This is a genomic window from Arsenicicoccus sp. UBA7492, from assembly GCF_002479615.1.
Classification (GTDB): Bacteria; Actinomycetota; Actinomycetes; order Actinomycetales; family Dermatophilaceae; genus Arsenicicoccus; species Arsenicicoccus bolidensis.
The window spans coordinates 33,916-56,353 of the sequence record NZ_DLOE01000059.1; the positions used below are offsets into that span (position 1 = coordinate 33,916).

Sequence of the window (22,438 nt, forward strand, 5' to 3'; positions counted from 1 at the left end):
CGTGTCCCGAGGCCGTCTCCCCACCTGCCGACGGAGGACCCATGACCATCTGCCTTGCCTACGCGCCGACCGAGCCGGGTCGTGCCGCCCTGCGCCACTGCGTCGCCGAGGCCCGCGCGACGGGCTGCGACGTCCTGGTCGTGAACGCGGCGCGGGACTGGCACGACACCCCCGCCGAGCTCGACGACGACGCCGTGCGGGAGGTCGAGGAGCAGCTCGACGGGGCAGGGGTGACCTGGCGGTGGCACGAGGGGCCGCACGGGCTGAGCGGCGCCGACGAGATCCTCACCGCGGTGGAGGAGGTCGACGTCACGCTCGTCGTCATCGGCGTCACCGACCGCTCTCACGTGCAGAAGCGCATCGTCAGCGACACCACCAAGCAGGTACTGCTCGACGCGTCGTGCGCGGTGCTGGCCGTCCGGGCCGATCACGAGGCGCCGGCGTTCGCCTGACCCGGGTCGGTCCGAGACTCTCGGGGCAGGGAGCCTCAGGTCAGCCTCAGGTCAGGTCGGAGCGGTGGAAGTTGTGGAACGAGCGGCTGGCCGTCGGGCCCCGCTGCCCCTGGTAGTGCGAGCCGTAGACCGCGCTGCCGTAGGGGTGCTCGGAGGCCGAGGTGAGCCGCATGAAGCAGAGCTGGCCGACCTTCATGCCCGGCCAGAGGACGATCGGAAGGGTCGCCACGTTGGACAGCTCCAGCGTCACGTGACCGGAGAACCCGGGGTCCACGAAGCCGGCGGTGGCGTGGGTAAGGAGCCCGAGGCGGCCGAGCGAGGACTTGCCCTCCACGCGCGCGGCCAGGTCGTCCGGCAGCGTGACCGCCTCGAGGGTCGACCCGAGGACGAACTCCCCCGGGTGCAGGACGAAGCCCTCGCCGGACTCGACCTCGACGAGCCGGGTGAGCTCCGGCTGGTCCTGCGCGGGGTCGATCACGGGGTACTTGTGGTTGTCGAACAACCGGAAGTAGCGGTCGAGGCGCACGTCCACGCTCGACGGCTGCACCATCTCCGGGTCGTAGGGGTCCAGGACCACGCGGCCCTGGTCGATCTGGGCCCGGATGTCGCGGTCGGAGAGCAGCACGACGGTCACGCTACCGCTCCAGGCCCCGCCGCGGCCGACGACGACCCGAGAGCGGTGACGGTGGTCGGGCGGTTCGGTGGCGGGAACGCTTGAGAGTTTGGGTATGCTGGCTCCCACGTCAGCACGCAGGTGCTGGTCGCGGGTGTAGTTCAATGGCAGAACAGCAGCTTCCCAAGCTGCCAGTGCGAGTTCGATTCTCGTCACCCGCTCCATTTGTCCGGCTCGTGCCGGTTGCCCCTTCGCAACTGCCCCTGATCTGTGGGTTCGCGTGGATTCCGCGTGGCAGATGCTCCAATATGGCCCTATGCATTCACGGACTGGGGTCGCCGCAGCACTCGGCGTACCCCTGGTCCTCCTCCCGGCGGTGGCCTCCCTCGTCTGGCCTGGCATGGGAGCTCCCCTGCTCTGGATCTCCGCGCTGGTCGCCTCGGCGGCCGCCGCCGTCGCCGGCCTGCGCAGTCGTGGCCTGGACCGCGCCGGGTGGTTGCTCTTCGCCGCGGCGATGGCGCTCAACGGGGTCGCCAACCTCCTCTACGTCGCGGTCGGTCCGGGCCTCGGGCTCACGCCCTCGGTGATGTATGCCGTGGCCACCTGCCTGATCCTGCACGCCGTGGAGTGCTTCGCCGGGGACTCGGCCCGCAGGCTCACCACCACGATGATCCACGCCACGCTGCTCACCACGTGCCTGTGGACCGCCGTCTGGCACTTCGACCCCCAGCGCTGGCTCAGCGGGTTCGCCCTCGGACCGGGGCTGCAGCCCGCCCTGGTCGTCATCGGCCTCGTCGGTGGGATCGCGGCCGCCATCATCAGCTGGCTGCTGGTCGTGCCGGCGCATCGCGGGCGGGCGCGCGGGATCCAGACCGTGGTCGGGGTGTCGGTGCTGGCCTCCACCGTCGGCGACCTGCTGACCTATCTCCTGCCGGGCGGGGACGCCTGGGCCGTGTCCCAGAGCCTGTGGATCCTGCAGTGCGGGCTGCTGACGTGGTCGGCGATGCTGGTCTCCCGGCGCCCCGCCGTGCCCCTCGCCCGCACGCTGCACGACCCGCACCGCGACCTCTTCGTCGTCAGCGGCCTCAGCCTGCTCGTGGGGGCGGCCCTCATGCTCTCGGTGGGCTCGCTCGGGATCGACGCCGGGACGGTGCGCGCCCTCTGCTTCATCCTCTTCCTGCTCGTCGCCCTGCACCTGCACGAGGGGCACCACTCCCGCCAGCTGGCGAGCTCGGTGCAGGAGCAGGAGCGCCACATGCGGCTGCTCGTCAGCGAGACGCGTGACATCATCATCGAGCTCGACCGCACCGGCCGGGTCATCTTCGCCTCCCAGGCGCTCAGCACCATCCTCGGCCTGCGCGAGAGCGACCTCGCGGGGCAGCACATCAGCGACGTGCTCCCCGACGTGTCGCCGGAGGTGCTGGCCCACCTGACCTACGCCCCCAACGCGCGGATGCAGTCCACGCTGCGGCTCGAGTCGGCCCTCACCACCACCAGCGCCGCGGTCGTGCACGTGGAGTCCGTCATCACTCCCCTCGCCCGGGGCTACCTCGTGGCCGTCCGGGACGTCTCCGAGCGGGTCGGCCTGCAGTCGCGGCTGCAGCACGTGACCTACCACGACGTCGTCACCGGCCTACCCAACCGGACCAGCCTCGACCGGGCCGTCCGGCACCGGCTCTACGAGTCCGCCGCCGGCGAGATCTCCCTGCTGCTCGTCGACCTCGCGACCGCCGGCCTCGCCGACAACACAGTGGGCGACGACGCCCGCGAGGAGCTGCTCCGCACCGTCGCCCGCACCATGCGCGCGACGATCCGCACCGGCGACTCCCTCGCCCGGTTCAGCGACCAGCGGTTCGCCGTCCTGCTGCGGCAGGGCACGGACGGCGCGCAGGCCCTGGCCGAGGCGCAGCGCATCGTCGACGCCGTCAACCGCCCGGACCTGATCCCCGACATCACGCTGCGCACCAGCGGCGGCCTGTGCATCGGCGGGCACACGGGCCTCGAGCTGGTGCGCAACGCCGAGCTCGCCCTGCGCCAGGCCACCCGCGAGGGACCGGGCACCGTCCGGTCCTTCGAGCCGACGATGCTCGCGCAGTTTGCCCGGACCCGGGACCTGCGCCGCCGCCTGGCCCGACCGCCGGGGCCGGACCGGTGGACGGTGCTCTACCAGCCGATCGTCAACCTCCGGGCCGAGCAGGTGACGGGCGTGGAGGCGCTGCTGCGCTGGACCGACCCCGAGGGCGACTTCATCGGCATCGAGGAGGTCATCCGGCTCGCCGAGGAGTTCGGGTCGATCATCTCCATCGGCACCTGGGTCCTGGAGCAGGCGGTCGACCAGGCCCTGCAGTGGTTCCGCCTCGGGAACCCCCTCACGGTGGCGGTCAACATCAGCGTCCACCAGCTCGTCGCCCCGGGCTTCGCCGGCACCGTGCACCGCGTCCTCGACGAGTCCGGGCTCCCGCCCGAGCTGCTGATCCTGGAGATCACCGAGACCGTCGTGCTCGAGCAGACCGAGGAGACGGTGGCCACGCTGGAGGAGCTCCGCACCCTCGGCATCCGGGTCGCCATCGACGACTTCGGCACGGGCTACTCCGGCCTGGCCAACCTGCGCTCGCTCCCCCTCGACATCCTCAAGATCGACCGGACCTTCGTCCAGGGGCTCGGCGAGTCCGGCGGCGACGAGGCCGTGGTCGCCGCCGTCTCGCGGCTCGGGCGGGAGCTCGGGCTGACCATCACCGCCGAGGGCATCGAGACCCGCGCCCAGGAGGCCCGCGCCCGGATGCTCGGCATCACCGCCGCCCAGGGCTACCTCTACGCCCGATCGCTGCCTGCCGGACAGATCCTGCCGCTCGCCGAGCAGCTCGCCGGCGGCGTGGTGCTGGACCTGTGACGGGCGTGGCCGTCATCACGTGTTCCGCGAGTTCCTTGCGAGCGCCTACTCGCCAGTAGCATCATGGGACGACCCGTGAGCCGCGCGGGCACGTCATACCTGCCGCACCACCGCACCACCTGACAGGCAGGACGTCACGGAAGGGGACCCCCTGATGGGGCACTACAAGAGCAACGTCCGAGACATCGAGTTCAACCTCTTCGAGGTCTTCGGGCGCCAGGAGGTCCTGGGGCAGGGGCTCTACGAGGACGTCGACACCGACACCGCCAAGGAGATCCTGCACGAGGTCGCCCGCCTCGCCGAGAACGAGCTGGCCGACAGCCTCATCGACTCCGACCGCAACCCGCCCGTCTACGACCCGTCGACCTACTCGGTGACCATGCCCGAGTCGTTCAAGCAGTCGTACAAGGCCTACATCGACGCCGAGTGGGGCAACCTCGACGTCCCCGCCGAGCTCGGCGGCATGGTCGTCCCGCCGTCGCTGCGCTGGTCGCTCGCCGAGCTCGTCTGCGGCTCCAACCCCGCCGTCCACATGTTCGCCGCGGGCTACTCGTTCGCGAACCTCCTCTACTACCTGGGCAATGACGAGCAGAAGAAGCTCGCCAAGCACATCGTCGACAAGGGCTGGCACTGCACGATGGTGCTGACCGAGCCCGACGCCGGGTCCGACGTCGGCGCCGGCCGCACCAAGGCCACCGACAACGGCGACGGCACCTGGAGCATCGACGGGGTCAAGCGCTTCATCACCTCCGCCGAGTCCGACATGGTCGACAACGTCGTCCACTTCGTCCTCGCCCGGCCCGAGGGCGCCGGCCCCGGCACCAAGGGCCTGTCGCTTTTTATCGTCCCCAAGTTCCAGGTCGACCTCGAGACCGGTGAGCTGGGCGAGCGCAACGGCGCCTACGTCACGAACGTCGAGCACAAGATGGGCCTCAAGGTGTCCACGACCTGCGAGGTCACCTTCGGCCAGAACGGCACCCCGGCCGTCGGCACCCTGCTCGGCGACGTGCACGACGGCATCGCCCAGATGTTCAAGGTCATCGAGAACGCCCGCATGTTCGTCGGTACCAAGGCCATCGCGACCCTGTCGACCGGCTACCTCAACGCGCTGGAGTACGCCAAGGAGCGCGTGCAGGGCTCCGACATGACCAACCCGGCCAAGGACGCCCCGCGCGTCACCATCACCCGCCACCCCGACGTGCGCCGCTCGCTCATGCTGCAGAAGGCCTACTCCGAGGGCCTGCGCGCCCTCGTGATCTACACCGCCACGCAGCAGGACACCCTCGCGATGGCCCAGGGCGGCGACCCCGGCGCGGAGCTCCCCGAGGGCGACGACGCCGCACGCCTGGCCATGAAGGTCAACGACCTGCTCCTGCCCATCGTCAAGGGCGTCGGATCCGAGCGCGCCTGGGTGCTGCTGGGCACCGAGTCCCTGCAGACCATCGGCGGCTCGGGCTTCCTGCAGGACTACCCGATCGAGCAGTACGTCCGCGACGCCAAGATCGACACCCTCTACGAGGGCACCACCGCGATCCAGGGCCAGGACTTCTTCTTCCGCAAGATCATCCGTGACAAGGGCACCGCCCTGGCCAAGGTCGCCGAGGAGATCCAGGCGTTCGCCGAGAACGGCCCCGAGGCGCTGGCCGAGGAGCGCGTGCAGCTCGGCAAGGCGCTCGAGTCCGTCCAGGGCATCCTCGGCTACATGGCCGGCGAGCTGATGGACTCCGACCCGCGCAAGGACGGCGACGTCCGCAACGTCTACAAGGTCGGCCTCAACACCTCGCGCCTGCTGCTCGCGGCGGGCGACCTGGTCGTCGGCTGGCTGCTCCTGCGTCAGGCCGAGGTCGCCCAGGCGGCGCTCGACGCCGGCGCGTCCGGCAAGGACCAGGATTTCTACACCGGCAAGGTGGCGGCGGCCTCGTTCTTCGCCAAGACCGTGCTGCCGCAGCTGCGCTCGCAGATGGTCATCGCGCAGATGACGGACCTGTCGATCATGGACGTGCCCGAGGCGGCCTTCTGAGCCGACGCTCCCGTATGGCGTGAAAGACCGCCCGCCGCCTCGCGAGTCCTCGCGAGGCGGCGGGCGGCTCGGCATACAGGGCCTGGATCGCGCGCCGCCTCAGAGTCGGCAGAGCGCCCCAACACTCGGACCTACCTCAGGTAGTCACACTCGCCGGGGTTGGCACGCCAGGCGAGTGTGACTACCTGAGGTAGGTGTGACGAAGGCGGGTCGATGTGCCTAGCCGCGGTGGGGCTGCAGGGCGGCGCCCACGAGACCGGCCGCCAGGGTCGCGCCCGACGCCGGGTCGATCACCAGGAAGGCACCGGTGGCCCGGTCGTCGAGGTAGTCGTCGACCGCGACGGGCTCGGCCAGCCGCAGCTCGACCCGCGCGATGTCGTTGAGCTGCACCGGGGCTCCCGGCGCGACCCACGTGAGCGAGTCGACGTCCCAGTGGTCGCCGACGGTCGTCAGGATGCCGCGGGTGGTGCGGGTGCCGGCCTTGACCAAGACCCGCTGCCCGGCGGACGCCGGGCGCTCGTCGAGCCAGCACACCGTGCCCGAGATCTCTTGCACCGCACGGGGCCTCGACGCGACCGTGGACAGCACGGAGCCGCGCCCCACGTCCAGCTCGTCGCGCAGCCGCACGGTCACCGACTCTCCGGCGCCGGCGACCTGCACGGAGCCGGCCGGGGTGTCGATGCCCGTCACGACGCTCGTGAGTCCGCCTGGCGTCACGGTGATCTCGTCACCGACGGCGACCCGGCCGGACGCGATCCGCCCGCCAAGCCCGCGGTAGTCCGGGTGCTCGGCGGTCCGCGGACGGATCACCAGCTGCACGGGCAGGCGCAGGGGGCGGTCGATCTCGGCCGCCGCGTCGTCGAGGTCCTCCAGCAGGGTGAGCAGCGGCGGCCCGGCATACCAGCGGGCGACCCCCTCGGAGCCGACCGGCTCGGTGCTCACGACCCCCTCGCCCGTGAGCGCCGAGATCGGCACGATGCGGACGTCGCCGAGACCGAGGCGGGTGGCGATGTCGGCGACCTCGCGGGCCACCTCCTCGAACCTCCCCTGGTCCCAGGCGATCGCGTCCATCTTGTTGAGCGCCACCACGACGTGCGGCACCCCGAGGAGGGCCATGACGGCGAGGTGTCGCCGGGTCTGCGGCAGGACGCCGTTGCGGACGTCGACCAGCACCAGCGCGGCGTCCGCGGTGGAGGCGCCGGTGACGGTGTTGCGGGTGTACTGCGTGTGACCCGGGGTGTCGGCCAGCACGAAGCTGCGCCGCGGCGTCGTGAAGTAGCGGTAGGCCACGTCGATGGTGATGCCCTGCTCGCGCTCGGAGCGCAGACCGTCGGTCAGCAGCGCCAGGTCGACCTGCTCCGAGCCGCGACGGCGGCTCGCGGCCTCGATGGCGTCGTAGGTGTCGGCGAGGATCGACTTGGTGTCGTGGAGCAGCCGGCCGACCAGGGTGGACTTGCCGTCGTCGACCGACCCCGCGACGACCAGCCGCAGCTGGCGACGCGTGGCCGAGATCTCGTCGATGACCCCGGTCGCGTCATACGTGCTCGTGCCCATCAGAAGTAGCCCTCTCGCTTGCGGTCCTCCATGGCGGCCTCGGAGAGGCGGTCGTCGGCGCGGGTCGCGCCACGCTCGGTGAGCCGGCTGATCGACACCTCGGCGATCACGTCGGCGATCGAGACGGCCGTGGACTCCACGGCGCCCGTGCACGATCCGTCCCCGACGGTGCGGTAGCGCACGGTGCGGCGCTCGACCGTCTCGCCCTCGCGGGGCCCGCCCCACGGGCCGCTCGTCATCCACATCCCGTCGCGGGCGTAGACGTCGCGGTCGTGCGCGTAGTAGATCGACGGGAGCTCGACGCCCTCGCGCTCGATGTAGTGCCACACGTCGAGCTCGGTCCAGTTGGACAGCGGGAAGACGCGGGTGTGCTCGCCCGGCGCGTGGCGCCCGTTGTAGATCTGCCACAGCTCGGGGCGCTGCGTGCGCGGGTCCCAGCCGCCGAAGGCGTCGCGGATCGAGAAGACGCGTTCCTTGGCGCGGGCGCGGTCCTCGTCGCGGCGCGCCCCGCCGAGGACGGCGTCGAACTTCTCGGCGTTGATGGAGTCGAGCAGCGGGATGGTCTGCAGCGGGTTGCGGGTGCCGTCGGGGCGCTCGGTCAGGCGGCCGTCGGCGATCCACTCCTCGACGTGCGCCACGACCAGCTGCAGCCCGTGCTCGGCGACGATGCGGTCGCGGAACTCGATGACCTCGGGGAAGTTGTGCCCCGTGTCGACGTGCAGCAGCGTGATCGGCAGCGGAGCCGGCGCGAGCGCCTTGAGCGCCAGGTGCAGGAGCACCGCGGAGTCCTTGCCGCCGCTGAACAGCAGGGCGGGCCGGTCGAACTCGGCCACCACCTCGCGGATGATCTGGATGCCCTCGGCCTCGAGGGAGTCCAGCGTCGTCAGCGTCCGCGGCGTCGTGGTCAGGGTGGTCGTCATCGCAGCCCCTTGTCGGTGAGCAGGGTCCGGAGGGCGGAGACGCTCTCCGTCAGCTCCTGGTCGGTCGTGTCCAGCCGTATGTCGGGAGCCACCGGCGGCTCGTAGGGGTCGCTGACACCCGTGAGGGTGGTGACCTCGCCACGGGCGGCGGCGGCGTAGAGCCCCTTGACGTCGCGGCGCGCGCACTCGTCCACGGGGGTCGCGACGTGGGCCTCGAGATAGGTCACACCCGCCGCCTCGTGGTCGGCGCGGACCGCGGCGCGCGTGTCGGCATACGGCGCGATCACCGGCACGAGCGCGACGACACCGTTGCGGGCGAGCAGCCGCGCGACATAGGCCACACGCTGCACGTGCGTGTCCCGGTCCTCGCGCGAGAAGCCTAGTCCCGCAGACAGGTTGGTGCGGATCTCGTCGCCGTCCAGCACCTCGACGCGTCGGCCGTCGGCGCGCAGGTCGCTCGCGAGCGCCTCGGCGATCGTGGACTTCCCGGCGCCCGAGAGGCCGGTCAGCCAGACCGTCGCGCCACTCACAGCTGGATCCCGCACTCGATCTTGGCGGTGCCGCTCCAGCGGCCGGCGCGGGCATCCTCGCCGGGGGCGACCCGTCGGGTGCAGGGGGCGCACCCGATCGAGGGGTAGCCCTGGTCGAGCAGCGGGTTGCGGACGACGTCGTGGCGCTCGGCGTACTCCGCGACGTCCTGGTCGGACCAGGACGCCAGCGGCGCGACCTTGACGATGAGCCGGCGCTCGTCGAAGCCGATCACCGGGGTGTCGCGGCGGGTCGGCGACTGGACGCGGCGCACGCCGGTGGCCCAGGCCTCGAGCTCGCCGAGGGCGTCGTCGAGGGGATGGGTCTTGCGCAGGGCGCAGCACAGGTCGGGGTCGCGGTCGTGCAGGGCGACGCCATGCTCCGCGTCCTGCTCGGGGACGGTCTGGGCGGGCGTCAGCGTGATGACGTCCAGCCGCGTGCGGCGCACGGTCTCGTCGCGGGTCGCCAGGGTCTCGGGGAAGTGGTAGCCGGTGTCCAGGAAGTACAGCCGGGTGCCCGGCGCCACCTGGTCGACCAGGTGCCCCAGGACGCCGTCCTGCATCGACCCGGCGACGGCCCAGCTCTCCCCGAACTCACCCGCGGCCCAGGCGACCACGTCGTGGGCGGAGAGGGTCTCGAGGTGGGCGGCGTCGCGCTCGACCAGCTCGCGCAGCTCCTGCTCGGAGCGCAGGGTGGTCACGCTCATGAGACGACTCCTTCGTGCGACAGACCGACGAACCGGACGACGAAGACGCGCGTGCAGTCCAGGCACCGCCAGGCGCCGCGGGGCTCCTCGACGGGGCGCAGGTCCTCCTCGGCGCAGTAGGGGCAGTGCATGACGGCCGCCCGCTGGGCGCCGTCCGCCCCGGGGACGTGCGAGCCCGCACTCACGACAGGGCCTCGTCGTCCACGCGGATCGTCCACTGGGCGAAGGTCTCGTCGTCCTGGCGGTCGGCGACGTACCGCCGCACGACGCGCTCGACGTAGTCGCCGAGGTCGGCCTCGGTGACCTTGTGGCCCCGGATCTTGCGGCCGAAGCCGGCCTCGGCACCGAGCTGGCCACCGAGGTGGACCTGGTAGCCGGGGACCCGGTTGCCGTCGCCGTCGCGCACGATCTGGCCCTTGAGGCCGATGTCGGAGGTCTGGATCCGGGCGCACGAGTTGGGGCAGCCGTTGAGGCTGATCCCGACCGGCTGGCCGAGCTCGGGCTCGATGTCGGCCAGCCGCACCTCGAGGTCCTCCACCAGCGAGGTGGCGCGGTCCTTGGTGTCGACGATGGCGAGCTTGCAGAACTCGATGCCGGTGCAGGCCATGGTGCCGCGGCGCCAGGCGCTCGGGCGGGCGGGCAGACCCAGCGCGTCCAGGTCGGTGACCAGGGCCTCGGCCTGCGCGGGGTCGACGTCGAGGACGACGACCTTCTGCAGCGGGGTGAAGGCGATGCGCCCGCCGCCGTGCCGCTCGACGGCGTCGGCGAGACCGCGCAGGGTGGTGCCGCGGACGCGGCCGACGGTCGGGGTGACGCCGACGTAGACGCGGCCGTCCTTCTGCTCGTGGATGCCCACGTGGTCGATCGGCTCGCGGGGCGCCTCGGCAGCGGGGCCGTCGACGAGCGCGCGGTGGAGGTACTCCCCCTCGAGGACCTCGCGGAAGCGCTCGGCGCCCCAGTCGGCCATGAGGTACTTCAGGCGGGCGCGGTTGCGCAGGCGGCGGTAGCCGTAGTCGCGGAAGATCGCGCAGACGCCCTCCCACACCTCGGGGATCTCGTCCAAGGGGACCCAGGCGCCGAGGCGCTGGGCGAAGTGGGCGCTGGTGGACAGGCCGCCGCCGACGAGCAGGTCGAAGCCCGGGCCGTGCTCGGGGTGCACCACGCCGACGAAGGACACGTCGTTGATCTCCGGCACGGTGTCCCACTGCCAGGAGATCGCGGTCTTGAACTTGCGCGGCAGGTTGGACAGCTCGGGGTTGCCGATGTAGCGGCGCTTGATCTCGAGGATCGCGGGCGTCGGGTCGACGAGCTCCGCCGCGGCGATGCCGGCGACGGGCGAGCCGAGGATGGCGCGGGGCACGTCGCCGCACGCCTCGGTCGTCGACATCCCGACCTCCTCGAGGGCGTTCCAGATCGCGGGGACGTCCTCGATGCGGACCCAGTGCAGCTGGATGTTCTGCCGGTCGGTGACGTCCGCGGTGCCGCGCCCGTAGCGCTCGGACACGTCGGCGATGGCCCGCAGCTGCGGCAGCGTGAGCGCCTGGCCGTCGACGCGGATGCGCATCATGAAGTACTCGTCGTCGAGCTCGTGCGGCTCGAGCGTGGCAGTGCGGCCGCCGTCGATGCCGGGACGACGCTGGGTGTAGAGCCCCCACCAGCGGAAGCGACCGCGCAGGTCGTCCGACGGGATGGACGCGAAACCCTCACGGGCATAGGTCTGCTCGATGCGCTCGCGCACAGCCAGCGGATCCTCGGCGGCCTTGAACTCCTCGTTGTGGTTGAGGGGCTCGCGGTGCCCGAGGGCCCACTGGCCCTCGTTGTCCCCGCCGGCGCGGGGCCGAGCGGCACGCGTGGTGGTGGTCGTCATCTGGGGTCCTCTCCGGCGGTATGCCGAGGCGGGTCGTCGCTGGGCGGGCCGGGGGTCCGGCGGTGCGGGGACGACCGGGGTGAGGGTCGTCGTGCGTGTGTAGTGGCGGTCGCCCGCGTCGGGCCGCCGTGGGTCGGTCGTGGGGCGTCTCGTGGGGCGTGGAGAGATGCGCTCAGCGACCGCGACAGCTCGTCGCACCCAGCCGGCACAGGTCGACGTGACGTCGCGTCACGGCGTGGAACTCGGTGCTGGCCATGACACGACCATGCCACAGCGGGAACCGCGATGCATAACGAGACCGTCCCTCACCGATAATTTCTCATTATGCGAGAGGGGGAGGCGCCCAGCGGGTCCTCCGCCGCGCGACAGGCGCCTCGGCTACCGTGTCGCAATCCCGCACCCCCCATCCCGCAACCCGCAGCCCGCAACCCGCAGCCCGCAGCCCCCAGCCCCCAGCCCGCAACCCGCAACCAGGAGAAGCACCATGCTCGACACGATCGACGGCCTCCCCGTCCACGCCCTCGTCGTGCACGTCGTCGTGGTGGTGGCTCCGTTGACGGCGCTGCTCGCCGTCGTCTACGCCATCGCCCGGCGTCGGCGGGCCGGCCTGCGTCTCCCCCTCGTCGTCGGCGCCGTGGTTACCGGGGCCTGCGGCTGGGTCGCGGGCCAGTCCGGGCACCGCCTCGAGGCCAGGGTCACCGGCGGCAGCCCGCCCAACGAGCTGCTGCAGCGGCACACGCAGGCCGGTGAGCTGCTGCAGCCGGCCTGCGTCGCGTTCATGGTGCTCGTGCTGGTCGCGGTGGCCGTGCTGAGCCGGCTCGACGGCGGCACCCACGGAACCGCTCACGCCGACGGGCCCGACGGGCAGGCCCGCACGCCGGAGAGGTCGGCCGGGCAGCGCCTGCTCGCCGGAGCCCTGGCGGGACTGCTCGTGCTGGCCGCCGCCGCCCTGACCTCCCAGACCGTCGTCACCGGTCACGCCGGCACCAAGGCGGTCTGGAGCAGCATCGTCGGCTGAACCCCAGGCGGGGCCGAGCGTCAGGCGTCAGGCGAGGGAGTTGGCCTTGAGCCACTCGTTCGCGACGTCCTCGGGCTTCTTGTGGTCGACCGAGACCTTCTTGAGCATGTCCGTCAGCCCCTGGGTGTCGAGCTTGGCCGAGACCGCGTTGAGCGCGTCCTTGCCCTTGGCGTCGAGCTTGCCCTTGACCGCGAGGGGCAGGACGTTCTGCGCGGCGAAGAAGTTCTGCGGGTCCTGCAGGACCTGGAAGTCGTTGACCTGGATGGCCGGGTCGGTGGTGAAGATGTTGGCCATGTCCACCTGGCCGTTCTTGAGGCCCTGGACGGCGAGCGGCCCGCCGGCGTCGAGCTTGCGGAACTGCTTGAACTTCAGACCATAGGTCTTCTCCAGCCCCGGGATGCCGTAGGAGCGCGACTGCCACTCGGCGGGCCCGCCGATCGTCAGCTGCTCGGACTTGCCCTTGAGGTCGGCGATCGACGTGACCCCCAGCTCCTGGGCCTTGGCCCTGGTCATCACCACGGCATCCTTGTCCTCGGCCTTGGCGGGCTCGAGGACCTCCAGGTGCGAGGGCAGCCCGGCCTTGAGCTCGGTGATGATGCCGGCGGAGTCGTTGGCCTTGGCGTCCTTGTTGAAGTAGCGGTCGATGGCGCCGGAGTACTCCGGGATGACGTCGATCGAGCCGTCCTTGAGGGCGGGGATGTAGGTCTCGCGCGAGCCGATGCCGAGGCGCGTGTCGACCTGGACGCCCTTGGCCTTGAGGGCCCCGGCATACAGCTCGGCGAGCAGCTTGGACTCGGGGAAGTCGGCCGAGCCGACGGTGACGCCGCCGCCCGAGCCGCCGGCGGCGGCGGTCGACGAGGAGCTCGTGGCGAGGGGGTCGCCGCCGCCGCCCCCGCAGGCGGACAGCCCGAGGGCGAGGACGACGCCCGTGGCCAGGGTGAGGGTGGTGCGCGTCATGGTGGTCTCCTCCAGGTGGGTCACGCCGCGGGCGCGGTCGTGCGGTCGGTGGTGGTTGGGGTGGCGTCCGAGGTGGTGCCCTCGGACGGGTCCGACGGCCGTATGCCGCCCCGGCCCGCCCGGTCGCGCCGTGAGGTCGTCGCGCCGGTGAGCCCCCGCGAGACGACGAGTCGCTGGACGAGGGTCAGGACCAGGTCGACGGCGAGGGCGAGCAGCGCGACGAGGATGCCGCCGCCGGCCATCTGGGCGTAGTCGCGGGCCGCCTGCCCGTCGATGAGGTAGCGCCCGAGGCCGCCGATGGACACGGTGGCGGCGATCGTCGCGGTGGCGATGACCTGCATGGTCGCCGAGCGGAGCCCGGACATGATGAGCGGCATCGCGCACGGGACCTCGACCTGGCGCAGGACCTGCGCGCCCGTCATACCCATGCCCTTGGCGGCGTCGCGGGCCGCGGGGTCGACCTGCTCGACGCCGCTGTAGGTGCTGGCGAGGATCGGCGGGATGGCCAGCACGACCAGGACGAGGACCACGGGGACGAGGAAGGCGGCGTCGCCCTGCAGGCGTGGGCCCAGCAGGATGATCGCGAGGAAGAGCAGGCCGAGGGTGGGGATCGAGCGGGCGCCGTTGAGCAGGTTGACGACGGCGACCTTGCCCTTGCCGGTGTGCCCGATCCACAGACCGAGGGGTATGGCGATCAGGGCCGCGAGCAGGACGGTCAGCGCGGTGTAGGCGAGGTGCTCGACGATGCGGGTGGGGATGCCTTCGGGCCCGGACCAGTGGGTGGGGTCGGACAGCCAGCCGAGGAGCGAGGAGATCATGCGCGTGCCTCCGCCCCGCGGCGCCAGGGCGTGAGGGCCCGGGCGACCAGGTTGATGACCAGGTCGAAGAGGAAGGCCAGCAGGACGCACGCGACGATCCCGACGACGATCGGGTCCATGAAGCCGGTGGAGAAGCCGTCGGTGAACAGGGTGCCGAGCTGGGGCATCCCGATGAGGGCGGCCACGCTGACGATGGACACGTTGCTGACGGCGGCGACGCGCAGGCCGCTCGCGATGACTGGCACGGCCAGCGGCAGCTCGACGGTGAGCAGCCGGCGCACGCGCCCGATGCCCATGGCCGTCGCGGCCTGACGGACGTCGTCGGGCACCGAGGACAGGCCGTCGACGACCGTGCGCACGAGCAGGGCGACGGTGTAGAGGGTCATCGCCACGACGACGTTGACCGGGCTGATGATCTGGGTGCCGAGGATCAGCGGCATGAGGATGAACAGCGCCAGGGAGGGGATGGTGTAGAGCAGGCCCGAGCCGATGACCAGGGGCTGTCGCACCCATCCGTAGCGGGTCGCGAGCCAGCCGAGCGGCAGCGCGACGAGCAGCCCGATGATCAGCGGCACGCCGGACAGCCAGACGTGCTGCAGGGCGAGCTGCAGGATGTCGGTCAGGTTGTCCCGCGCCCAGGTCATCCCAGGCCCTCCTCGACGGGCGACGCCGTGACGGGATCTGCGTCCGGCCGCGACGCGTCCGGCTGCTGCCGCTGGATCTGCGCCAGGACGTCCTGGGCGAGCACGGTGCCGACGAAACGACCGTCGGCGTCGGCGATGACGCCCTTGCCCGTCGGCGAGGACAGGGCCGCGTCGAGGGCGGCGCGCAGCGTGCCACCCTCGCGCCCGACGGTCCCGCCGCGGTGCAGCAGGGTGCGGTCGAGCGTGCCCCGCACGGCCTCGACCCGGACCCAGCCCTGCGGCCGGCCGTCCTCGTCGAGGGCCAGCACCCACGGCTCGCCGGCCGCGACCTCGCGGAGCCGCCCGGCGGAGTCGCCGACGCGGACGGTGGGCTCGTCGAGCAGGGGCAGGCGCGGGGCCTTCTGGAAGGCCAGGCCGCGGTAGCCGCGGTCGCGCCCCACGAAATCGGCCACGAAGTCGTCGTGCGGGTCGCGCAGCAGCCGCTCGGGGGTGTCCAGCTGGGCCAGGGTGCCCCCGACCCGGAGCACCGCGATCTGGTCACCGAGCTTGACGGCCTCGTCGATGTCGTGGGTGACGAAGACGATGGTCTTGCCGAGCTCGTCCTGCAGGCGCAGGAACTCGTCCTGCAGCTGCTCGCGCACCACGGGGTCGACGGCGCTGAACGGCTCGTCCATCAGCATGACCGGAGGGTCGGCCGCCAGGGCGCGGGCCACCCCCACGCGCTGCTGCTGGCCGCCGGACAGCTGCGCCGGGTAGCGCCGGGCCAGGTCCGGGTCGAGCCCCACGACCTCGAGCAGCTCCATCGCTCGCGTCCGGGTGGCGGCCTTGTCGCTGCCGAGCAGCCGCGGCACCGTCATGACGTTGTCGAGGATCGTGCGGTGCGGGAACAGGCCGGCGTGCTGGATGACATAGCCGATGCCGCGCCGCAGCTCGTCGGGGTTCATCGACCCGGTGTCCACGCCGTCGATCGTGATGGTGCCGCTGGTCGGCTCGATCATTCGGTTGATCATCCGCAGGCTCGTCGTCTTGCCGCAGCCCGAGGGCCCGACGAACACCGTGATGCGGCCGGTCGGTGCCTCGAGGGTCAGCCCACCGACGGCCGTGGTGCCGCCCGGGAAGGTCTTGGTCACGCTGTCGAAACGGATCATGCCGAGAGGCTTCCTGACGTGAGGGGACGCGCGTTGGGCAACCGTACCCACCAGCCGGGCCGCGGTGCGTCCTAGCGCGCGGTGAGCGCGTCGTCGGCCTGGCGGGTCCGCGCGGCCCTCGCGGCCCTCGCGGCGACCATGTGCCCGGCGGCGCGGACGGCATACAGTCCTGGTGTGCGCACGCGAGGAGTGGTCCTGGCCGTCGAGGCCCTCCTCGACGTCCCCGGCGCGACCGCCCGCGCGGTGTCGATCGAGGGTCTTTCCGTCGGGCACCCTCGCTACGAGCGCCCCCTCCCTGGCGAGGGTGCCGTCGAGCGGCTCGGGGCCGCACGGGACGGGACGATCCAGCCGTATGCCGACGCCCGGCCGGCCCTCGACCACCTCCTGGCGGCGGGGATCCGGGTCGCGGTGCTGGTGCGGCGCGAGGACCCCGTCCTGCGCAGAGGGCTCGAGCGGCTCGCCCTCGACGAGCGGGGCGACCACCGGGTCCTGGTCCTCGGGCCGGACGACCTGGCCGGACCGGTCGCCGGACCAGCAACCGGATCAGCCGCGGCATCCGGCCTCTGCCGCGCGGCCTGCGCAGCCCTCGGCACCCGCCTCGACGAGACCGTCGTGGTCGGCGACGCCCCTCTCGTGCAGGGCGCCCTGCAGGCCGGCCTGCGGGCCGTGTGGATCGACCGGGTCGACCGCCGCGAGCTCGAGGACGTCCCCACCATCCCGGCGCTGGACTCCCTCCCGACCGCGCTGGCCCTGGACTGACCGGATCGATCGGCCCAGCGAGACCACCCGCACAGGACATCGATCGACGCGGCGCTAGCAGCGGGGGATCTAGTCCGAGTCAGTGGGTATGCAGGCGACATCGAGGTCCCGCGATCCGCGGGCCCGCCAGCGCTCAAGCCCCGGGCGTTCGCCACCAGCAGGTCATCACACCCCACGAGAGGGGCTGCCATGTCGAACCCCACGTTCGATTCCCGCACCACCGGCTCCGAGCCGTCCACCAAGGACGTCGCCGCCGACGAGGCCAAGAACGTCGCCGGCACCGCCCAGCAGGGCGGCCAGCAGGTCGCCGACACCGCCAAGGTCGAGGCCCAGCAGCTGGCGGGCGAGGCCAAGGGCCAGGCCCAGGACCTCTTCCACCAGGTGCGCTCCGAGGCCACCACCCAGATCTCCGGCCAGCAGCAGCGCCTGGCCGGCTCCCTGCGCACCATCTCCGGCGAGCTGGACCAGATGGCCCACGGCGCGGACACCGCGACCGCGTCCGGTCTCGTCTCCCAGGCCGCCGGCACCGTCGACCAGGTCGCCGGCTGGCTCGAGAACCGCGAGCCCGCGGACGTCCTCGACGAGGTCCGCCGCTACGCCCGCCGCAACCCCGGCACCTTCCTGGCCGGCGCCGCCCTGCTCGGCCTGATCGGCGGCCGTCTGACGCGTGGCCTGCAGGCCGACGCGCAGCGCAACGAGGCCTACGACGCGCGCTACGACACGCAGCGCCGCTCCTACGGCTACGTCGAGACCACCGCCCCGCGCGCGGGCTACGTCGAGACCACCTACCCCGAGGGCACCCGCGTCGGCGCCCAGGACTACGCCCGCGACGGCTACGGCACCGAGGTCTACGACCAGGAGGTCACCACGACCACCTACGCCCCCGAGACGACCACCTACGTCGAGGGCCGTGGCGACGAGCGCCCCGGAGCGGGTGACCTGCGCCGATGACCCAGTTCGACAACTCGCACGGCGCCACCGCCGCAGGCGCGGACCCGTCCCCGCGGGAGCCGCTCGCCCCGGGCGACGTCCGGCCCGCGGAGCCCCTCGAGGGCTCGCACCAGACGTACGAGAAGGGTGAGCTCTCCGCCGTCGGAGCCCTGCTCGGTGACATCGCCAACGACATGACGACGCTCCTGCGCCAGGAGGCCGCCCTCGCCAAGCTCGAGGTGCAGCAGTCGGCCAAGTCCGCCGGCAAGGGCGTGGGACTCCTCGGCGGGGCCGGGGTGGCAGGCCACTTCGTCCTGCTGTTCCTGTCCATCGCCCTGTGGTGGGGCCTCGGCACGGCGATGGACAACCACGTCCTCTCCGCGCTGATCGTCGCCGCCATCTGGGCCGTGATCGCCGCCGTCCTGGCCTCCATGGGCCGCAAGGACCTCAAGAACGTCAACGGAGCACCGCGCACGATCGAGACCGCCAAGCAGGTCCCCGATGCGCTCAAGGGAAACGAGAACCGCGCATGAGCTACGACAACACCCCCACCAGCAGCAACGACCCCGAGCAGCTGCGCCGCGAGATCGAGCGCACCCGGGGCAACCTCAGCCAGAACGTCAACGCCCTCGGTGAGGCCGTCGACCCGAGCAACGTCGCCAAGCGTCAGGCCGAGAAGGTCCAGGACCGCGTCGTCGGCGCCGGCCGCGGCATCAAGGAGCGGATCATGGGTTCGAACGACGACGAGTACTACGGCGCCGACGGTCGCCGTCGCTACTACGCCGACGACACCCACCAGTCGGGCCCCGGCGTCGGCCAGCGCCTGAGTGAGACCGGCGACCGCGTGTCGGGGGCCGCCTCCGACGCGGGTGACCGCGTCCGCGACGCTGCCGGCACCGCGCGCGACAACCTCGAGCAGGCCCCGGCCGTGGCGCGCCGCAAGACCCGCGGCAACCCGATGGCCGCCGGCCTGATCGCGCTCGGCGCGGGCTGGCTCGTCGGCTCCCTCCTCCCGGTCTCGGAGCGTGAGCGCGAGCTCGCCGTCCGCGCCAAGGAGGCGGCGCAGGACAAGGGCCAGCCCCTCGTCGAGGGCGCCAAGTCCGTCGCCCAGGACGCCGCCGACAACCTCAAGGCCCCCCTGCAGGAGGCCGCCGAGTCGCTCAAGGAGAGCGCCCAGGAGAGCGTCGACAAGGTCAAGGGCGAGGGCCAGGACGCGGCCCAGGAGGTCAAGGCTCAGGCCCAGGACTCCAAGGACAACGTCCAGCAGAAGCAGAAGAACAGCTGATCGCAGCACGCTGAGCACCACCTAGCAACGCTGAGCAGCACCCAGCAGCAGCTAGCAATACTGAGCAGCACCGAGGGGTGGGTCCGGGCCTGACGGCCTGGCCCACCCCTCGGTCATGCCTGCACCTCGTATGACGGAGGCGCGGGTCCCGGCATACGGGCTAGTTCTTGCCCTTGCTGGCCTTGCTGTGCCTGCCCTTCTTGGCGTCCTTGCTGGACTTGTCGTCCTTGCTGCGCTTGCTGCCCTTGTCGTCGTCGACCAGCGAGGCCGCGTGGTCCGGCACGTATCGCTGCAGGTCGCGCGGCGGCCGCTCGTAGCCCTTGGCCTTGGGCCGCACCGGGATCGTGACCTCCGGCGGGTCGATGTGGAGGTAGGGGATCGAGTCGAGCAGGTGCTTGATCACGTTGAGCCGCGAGCGCTTCTTGTCCTCGGACTCGACCACGTGCCAGGGCGAGCTGGGCAGGTCGGTGTGGGCGAACATCTGGTCCTTGGCCCGGGAGTAGTCCTCCCAGCGCGTGATCGACTCGAGGTCCATGGGCGACAGCTTCCAGCGCCGCATGGGGTCACCGAGGCGGGAGCGGAAGCGCTTCTCCTGCTCGACGTCGGACACGCTGAACCAGTACTTGCGCAGGATGATCCCGTCGTCGAGGAGCATCTGCTCGAAGACCGGGCACTGCTGCAGGAAGCGTTGGTACTCCACCTCGGTGCAGAAGCCCATGACCCGCTCGACGCCGGCCCGGTTGTACCAGCTGCGGTCGAAGATCACGATCTCGCCGGCGGCGGGCAGGTGCTCGACGTAGCGCTGGAAGTACCACTGGGTCCGCTGGCGCTCGGTCGGCGCGGGCAGGGCCGCGACCCGCACGGTGCGGGGGTTGAGGTACTGCGTGATGCGCTTGATCGCCGAGCCCTTGCCGGCCGCGTCCCTCCCCTCGAAGACGATCACGACCCGGTTGCCGGTCTGCTTCACCCACTGCTGCATGGTGACGAGCTCGGACTGCAGTCGCTCCAGCTCGTCCTCGTAGGCCTTGGAGGGGAGCTTGGGCGGCTTGGTGGCGTGGGCCTCGGGGTTGTTTCCGGTGGACTTCTGCGTCATCTGCCCATTATCCCGGCGATCAGTAGCGGTCGCGCGGCAGGGTCGTGTCGTGGTGCTCGATGATCGCGTCGTGACGGGTGTGGCGGCGCTGCTGGTTGATGATCAGCGACAGCACGAGCGACAGCGCGCCGGCGCCCATCAGGATGAGGCCGATCATGCCGAGGTCGATGCTCGGGATCGCGTCCTGGACCGCGAACTTCAGGACCGCGCCGACCACGAGGAGAAAGATGCCGAGGCCGATGCCCATGGGGTGCTCCGTAACGTCCGGCCCCGTCCGGGTGACGGGGCGATGAGCCCATTACGTACCCTTTGGGTTGTCATTCGTCACTCATCGTCAACACGTTCACCCTTTTAGCGGTCACGTGCCGCGCAGATCGAGCCTGAGCTCGGTCGTCGCCCCGTCCACGAGGACGACCGGGATCCCCCAGTCCTGCTGATACAGATGGCAGGCCGCGTGCTCGGGCACCTCGCCGGTGACCGGGTCGCCGTCGCAGGCCGCGGCCCGGACCGAGACGTGCAGGATGCCGTCGCCCACCCGGGGGTCGAGGTGCAACCGCCGGGTCAGCCCCTGGGCCGTGCCCGAGCCCTCGCGCAGCAGCGCCTCGGGTGAGCTCGACACCATCAGCTGCGTCGGGTCGCCCCAGCGCAGGTCGAGCTTCTGCCCCGTCGGGGGCACGAAGTCCACCACCAGGTCGACCTCGCCCGGGGCGATCTCGGTGCGGGGCCGCTGGGTGGTGTGCGCGAGACCGTCGACCCGGCGAGCCACCGGCGGTATGCCGATCCGCTCGATCCGGTGCGCCGCCGACTCGACGACCAGCAGGGTCTCGTCGTCGTCCACGAGGACGTCGCTCGGCTCGGCCAGGTCGCCGAGCAGCGTCGACACCTCGCCGCTCGCGGGGTCGTAGCGGCGCACCGCGCCGTTGTAGGTGTCGGCGATCGCGACCGAGCCGTCCGGCAGGACGCTCACCCCGAGCGGGTGCTGCATCAGGGCCTGCGCGGCCGGCCCGTCGACGTGACCGAAGTCGAACAGGCCCTGCCCCACGACGGTCTCGACCTGGACGGCCGGGGCGAGATCCGCTGCTGCGACGGCACCCTGGCCGCCGGTCGGCGCCACGGTGACGCGGCGCAGCGCGGAGGTCTCGGAGTCGGCCACCCACAGGACCTCCCCGTCGGCGGAGACGGCGAGCCCCGACGGCTGCGCGAACCAGCAGTCGCCCCCATCCCCGTCCCGGATCCCCTCGGCCGAGGTGCCGGCCAGCACCTGGATCTCGTTGTCCGCCGGGTCGGCTCGCAGGTCGAGCGCCCAGAGCTGGTGGGTGCCGGCCATGGCCACGACGAGCCGATCCTGCCACCAGGCCAGGTCCCACGGGGTCGACAGGTCCTGCGCGAGCGCCGGTCCCCCGCCGGTGCGCTCGCGCAGCTGGGAGCCGGTGCCGGCGAGGGTGGTCCACTCCCCCGACGCCAGGTGCAGACCCCGCACCTGGTGGTTGACGCTGTCGGCGACCGCGACGTCCACGCCGGTGCGGGCAGCCACCTCGGGCGGCAGCAGCAGCACGCCCTGCGGCTCCGCGAGGGGCGGCTGGGCGGCATACCGCGTCTGCTCGGTCACGAGATCGGGTGCCAGCCGGACGATCTCGTGGTGCGCGGTGTCGGACACGAGCACCGAGCCGTCGTCGAGCCGGACCGCCTTGCCCGGGAAGCGCAGCGGCGAGGTGGGCGGCGGCGGGGCGACGTAGGGGCCGTCCCCGCGGCGCAGGGTCCCCTTGGCGTCGTGCTCGGCGAGCAGCTCGCGGACGAGGACCTCGAGGCCGTGGGCGTGGCCCTCGCCCGACATGGACGCGACGACATAGCCCTCGGGGTCGATGACGACGAGGGTCGGCCAAGCGCGCGCGGTGTAGGCCTGCCAGGTGACCAGGTCCGGGTCGTCGAGGACGGGGTGGTGCACGGCGTAGCGCTCGACGGCGGCGGCGAGCGCGTCGGGGTCGGCCTCGTGGACGAACTTGGGCGAGTGGACGCCGATCAGCACGAGGCTGTCGGCGAACTCCTGCTCCAGGGGCCGCAGCTCGTCCAGGACGTGCAGGCAGTTGACGCAGCAGAAGGTCCAGAAGTCGAGGACGACGACCTTGCCCCTCAGCTCGGCCAGGGTGACCTCGTGCCCTCCGGTGTTGAGCCACCCCCGGCCGACGAGCTCGGGGGCACGGACGCGGGCACGACGATCAGCCATGACACACAAACC

At 71.9% G+C, this 22,438-nt stretch carries 22 protein-coding genes and 1 tRNA gene; 9 read left to right on the forward strand and 14 right to left on the reverse strand.

All coding sequences use genetic code 11. From position 1 onward, the window contains the following. The first annotated feature begins 41 nt into the window (after positions 1-41). Positions 42-452, forward strand: a complete 411-nt coding sequence (locus B4E97_RS17585; RefSeq protein WP_019285281.1) for a universal stress protein — start codon at positions 42-44, stop codon at positions 450-452. A 46-nt stretch (positions 453-498) separates the two neighbouring features. Here the strand turns inward: B4E97_RS17585 and dcd are convergent, their stop codons facing one another. Next, positions 499-1,077 (reverse strand): dCTP deaminase, encoded by a 579-nt coding sequence (dcd, locus tag B4E97_RS17590; protein ID WP_239261610.1) that lies wholly within the window; start codon positions 1,075-1,077, stop codon positions 499-501. 138 nt (positions 1,078-1,215) lie between these two features. On the opposite strand from dcd, the gene B4E97_RS17595 reads away from it, so the two are divergent. From B4E97_RS17595 to B4E97_RS17605, 3 genes are all read left to right on the forward strand, one after another. Further along, positions 1,216-1,289, forward strand: a tRNA-Gly gene (locus B4E97_RS17595). A gap of 176 nt (positions 1,290-1,465) precedes the next feature. After that, positions 1,466-3,955 carry a putative bifunctional diguanylate cyclase/phosphodiesterase gene (locus B4E97_RS17600; RefSeq protein WP_286961018.1) on the forward strand — a complete coding sequence of 830 codons (2,490 nt, stop codon included), beginning with the start codon at positions 1,466-1,468 and terminating at the stop codon, positions 3,953-3,955. A 154-nt stretch (positions 3,956-4,109) separates the two neighbouring features. Next, positions 4,110-5,975, forward strand: coding sequence for an acyl-CoA dehydrogenase (locus tag B4E97_RS17605; protein WP_029210105.1), 1,866 nt, complete (start codon positions 4,110-4,112; stop codon positions 5,973-5,975). 219 nt (positions 5,976-6,194) lie between these two features. Here B4E97_RS17605 and B4E97_RS17610 read toward each other — a convergent pair whose 3' ends face one another. The 6 genes from B4E97_RS17610 to B4E97_RS17635 are packed head-to-tail and all read right to left on the reverse strand — an operon-like array spanning position 6,195 to position 11,550. Next, positions 6,195-7,529 carry a sulfate adenylyltransferase subunit 1 gene (locus B4E97_RS17610; RefSeq protein WP_239261614.1) on the reverse strand — a complete coding sequence of 445 codons (1,335 nt, stop codon included), beginning with the start codon at positions 7,527-7,529 and terminating at the stop codon, positions 6,195-6,197. Further along, the gene (gene cysD / locus B4E97_RS17615) at positions 7,529-8,449 is read right to left on the reverse strand and encodes a sulfate adenylyltransferase subunit CysD (protein WP_239261616.1); all 921 of its coding nucleotides are present in this window, start codon (positions 8,447-8,449) and stop codon (positions 7,529-7,531) included. The genes B4E97_RS17610 and cysD overlap by 1 nt, the downstream gene beginning before the upstream one ends. Continuing rightward, positions 8,446-8,979, reverse strand: coding sequence for an adenylyl-sulfate kinase (gene cysC / locus B4E97_RS17620; protein ID WP_019285288.1), 534 nt, complete (start codon positions 8,977-8,979; stop codon positions 8,446-8,448). Before cysC ends, cysD begins: the two co-directional genes overlap by 4 nt. Next, entirely contained in the window at positions 8,976-9,683 is a 708-nt protein-coding gene (locus B4E97_RS17625) for a phosphoadenylyl-sulfate reductase (RefSeq protein ID WP_019285289.1), read from the reverse strand. Before B4E97_RS17625 ends, cysC begins: the two co-directional genes overlap by 4 nt. Beyond that, positions 9,680-9,868: a hypothetical protein gene (locus B4E97_RS17630; protein WP_019285290.1), complete on the reverse strand. Its 189-nt coding sequence runs from the start codon at positions 9,866-9,868 to the stop codon at positions 9,680-9,682. The genes B4E97_RS17625 and B4E97_RS17630 overlap by 4 nt, the downstream gene beginning before the upstream one ends. Next, on the reverse strand, positions 9,865-11,550 hold the full coding sequence (locus B4E97_RS17635; RefSeq protein ID WP_286961021.1) for a nitrite/sulfite reductase: 1,686 nt from the start codon (positions 11,548-11,550) through the stop codon (positions 9,865-9,867). Before B4E97_RS17635 ends, B4E97_RS17630 begins: the two co-directional genes overlap by 4 nt. A 484-nt stretch (positions 11,551-12,034) precedes the next feature. Between B4E97_RS17635 and B4E97_RS17640 the strand changes: the two genes are divergently transcribed. Then, complete coding sequence (locus tag B4E97_RS17640; RefSeq protein WP_286957499.1) at positions 12,035-12,568, forward strand: DUF2231 domain-containing protein; 534 nt, start codon at positions 12,035-12,037, stop codon at positions 12,566-12,568. 27 nt (positions 12,569-12,595) lie between these two features. Here B4E97_RS17640 and B4E97_RS17645 read toward each other — a convergent pair whose 3' ends face one another. From B4E97_RS17645 to B4E97_RS17660, 4 genes are read right to left on the reverse strand one after another with little or no spacing between them, the layout of a single operon-like run. After that, entirely contained in the window at positions 12,596-13,525 is a 930-nt protein-coding gene (locus tag B4E97_RS17645; RefSeq protein ID WP_286961023.1) for an ABC transporter substrate-binding protein, read from the reverse strand. 20 nt (positions 13,526-13,545) lie between these two features. Next, a complete protein-coding gene (locus B4E97_RS17650) occupies positions 13,546-14,343 on the reverse strand; it encodes an ABC transporter permease (protein WP_019285294.1) in 798 nt (265 codons plus the stop codon). Continuing rightward, entirely contained in the window at positions 14,340-14,987 is a 648-nt protein-coding gene (locus tag B4E97_RS17655; protein ID WP_019285295.1) for an ABC transporter permease, read from the reverse strand. Before B4E97_RS17655 ends, B4E97_RS17650 begins: the two co-directional genes overlap by 4 nt. Continuing rightward, the gene (locus B4E97_RS17660; RefSeq protein ID WP_286961024.1) at positions 14,984-16,135 is read right to left on the reverse strand and encodes an ABC transporter ATP-binding protein; all 1,152 of its coding nucleotides are present in this window, start codon (positions 16,133-16,135) and stop codon (positions 14,984-14,986) included. Before B4E97_RS17660 ends, B4E97_RS17655 begins: the two co-directional genes overlap by 4 nt. Positions 16,136-16,309: 174 nt before the next feature. Between B4E97_RS17660 and B4E97_RS17665 the strand changes: the two genes are divergently transcribed. The 4 genes from B4E97_RS17665 (at position 16,310) to B4E97_RS17680 (ending at position 19,109) form a co-directional block, all read left to right on the forward strand. Further along, complete coding sequence (locus tag B4E97_RS17665; RefSeq protein ID WP_286961025.1) at positions 16,310-16,894, forward strand: HAD family hydrolase; 585 nt, start codon at positions 16,310-16,312, stop codon at positions 16,892-16,894. 189 nt (positions 16,895-17,083) lie between these two features. Further along, positions 17,084-17,845 carry a hypothetical protein gene (locus tag B4E97_RS17670; RefSeq protein WP_286961026.1) on the forward strand — a complete coding sequence of 254 codons (762 nt, stop codon included), beginning with the start codon at positions 17,084-17,086 and terminating at the stop codon, positions 17,843-17,845. Further along, positions 17,842-18,357 carry a phage holin family protein gene (locus B4E97_RS17675; protein ID WP_286961028.1) on the forward strand — a complete coding sequence of 172 codons (516 nt, stop codon included), beginning with the start codon at positions 17,842-17,844 and terminating at the stop codon, positions 18,355-18,357. The genes B4E97_RS17670 and B4E97_RS17675 overlap by 4 nt, the downstream gene beginning before the upstream one ends. Then, complete coding sequence (locus tag B4E97_RS17680; protein ID WP_286961029.1) at positions 18,354-19,109, forward strand: DUF3618 domain-containing protein; 756 nt, start codon at positions 18,354-18,356, stop codon at positions 19,107-19,109. Before B4E97_RS17675 ends, B4E97_RS17680 begins: the two co-directional genes overlap by 4 nt. Positions 19,110-19,269: 160 nt before the next feature. Here the strand turns inward: B4E97_RS17680 and ppk2 are convergent, their stop codons facing one another. From ppk2 to B4E97_RS17695, 3 genes are all read right to left on the reverse strand, one after another. Beyond that, positions 19,270-20,202: a polyphosphate kinase 2 gene (gene ppk2, locus B4E97_RS17685; RefSeq protein ID WP_286961030.1), complete on the reverse strand. Its 933-nt coding sequence runs from the start codon at positions 20,200-20,202 to the stop codon at positions 19,270-19,272. 19 nt (positions 20,203-20,221) lie between these two features. Next, positions 20,222-20,449 carry a DUF6458 family protein gene (locus tag B4E97_RS17690; protein ID WP_029210118.1) on the reverse strand — a complete coding sequence of 76 codons (228 nt, stop codon included), beginning with the start codon at positions 20,447-20,449 and terminating at the stop codon, positions 20,222-20,224. 111 nt (positions 20,450-20,560) lie between these two features. Further along, positions 20,561-22,426: an NHL domain-containing thioredoxin family protein gene (locus B4E97_RS17695; protein WP_286961031.1), complete on the reverse strand. Its 1,866-nt coding sequence runs from the start codon at positions 22,424-22,426 to the stop codon at positions 20,561-20,563. Positions 22,427-22,438: the final 12 nt, after the last annotated feature.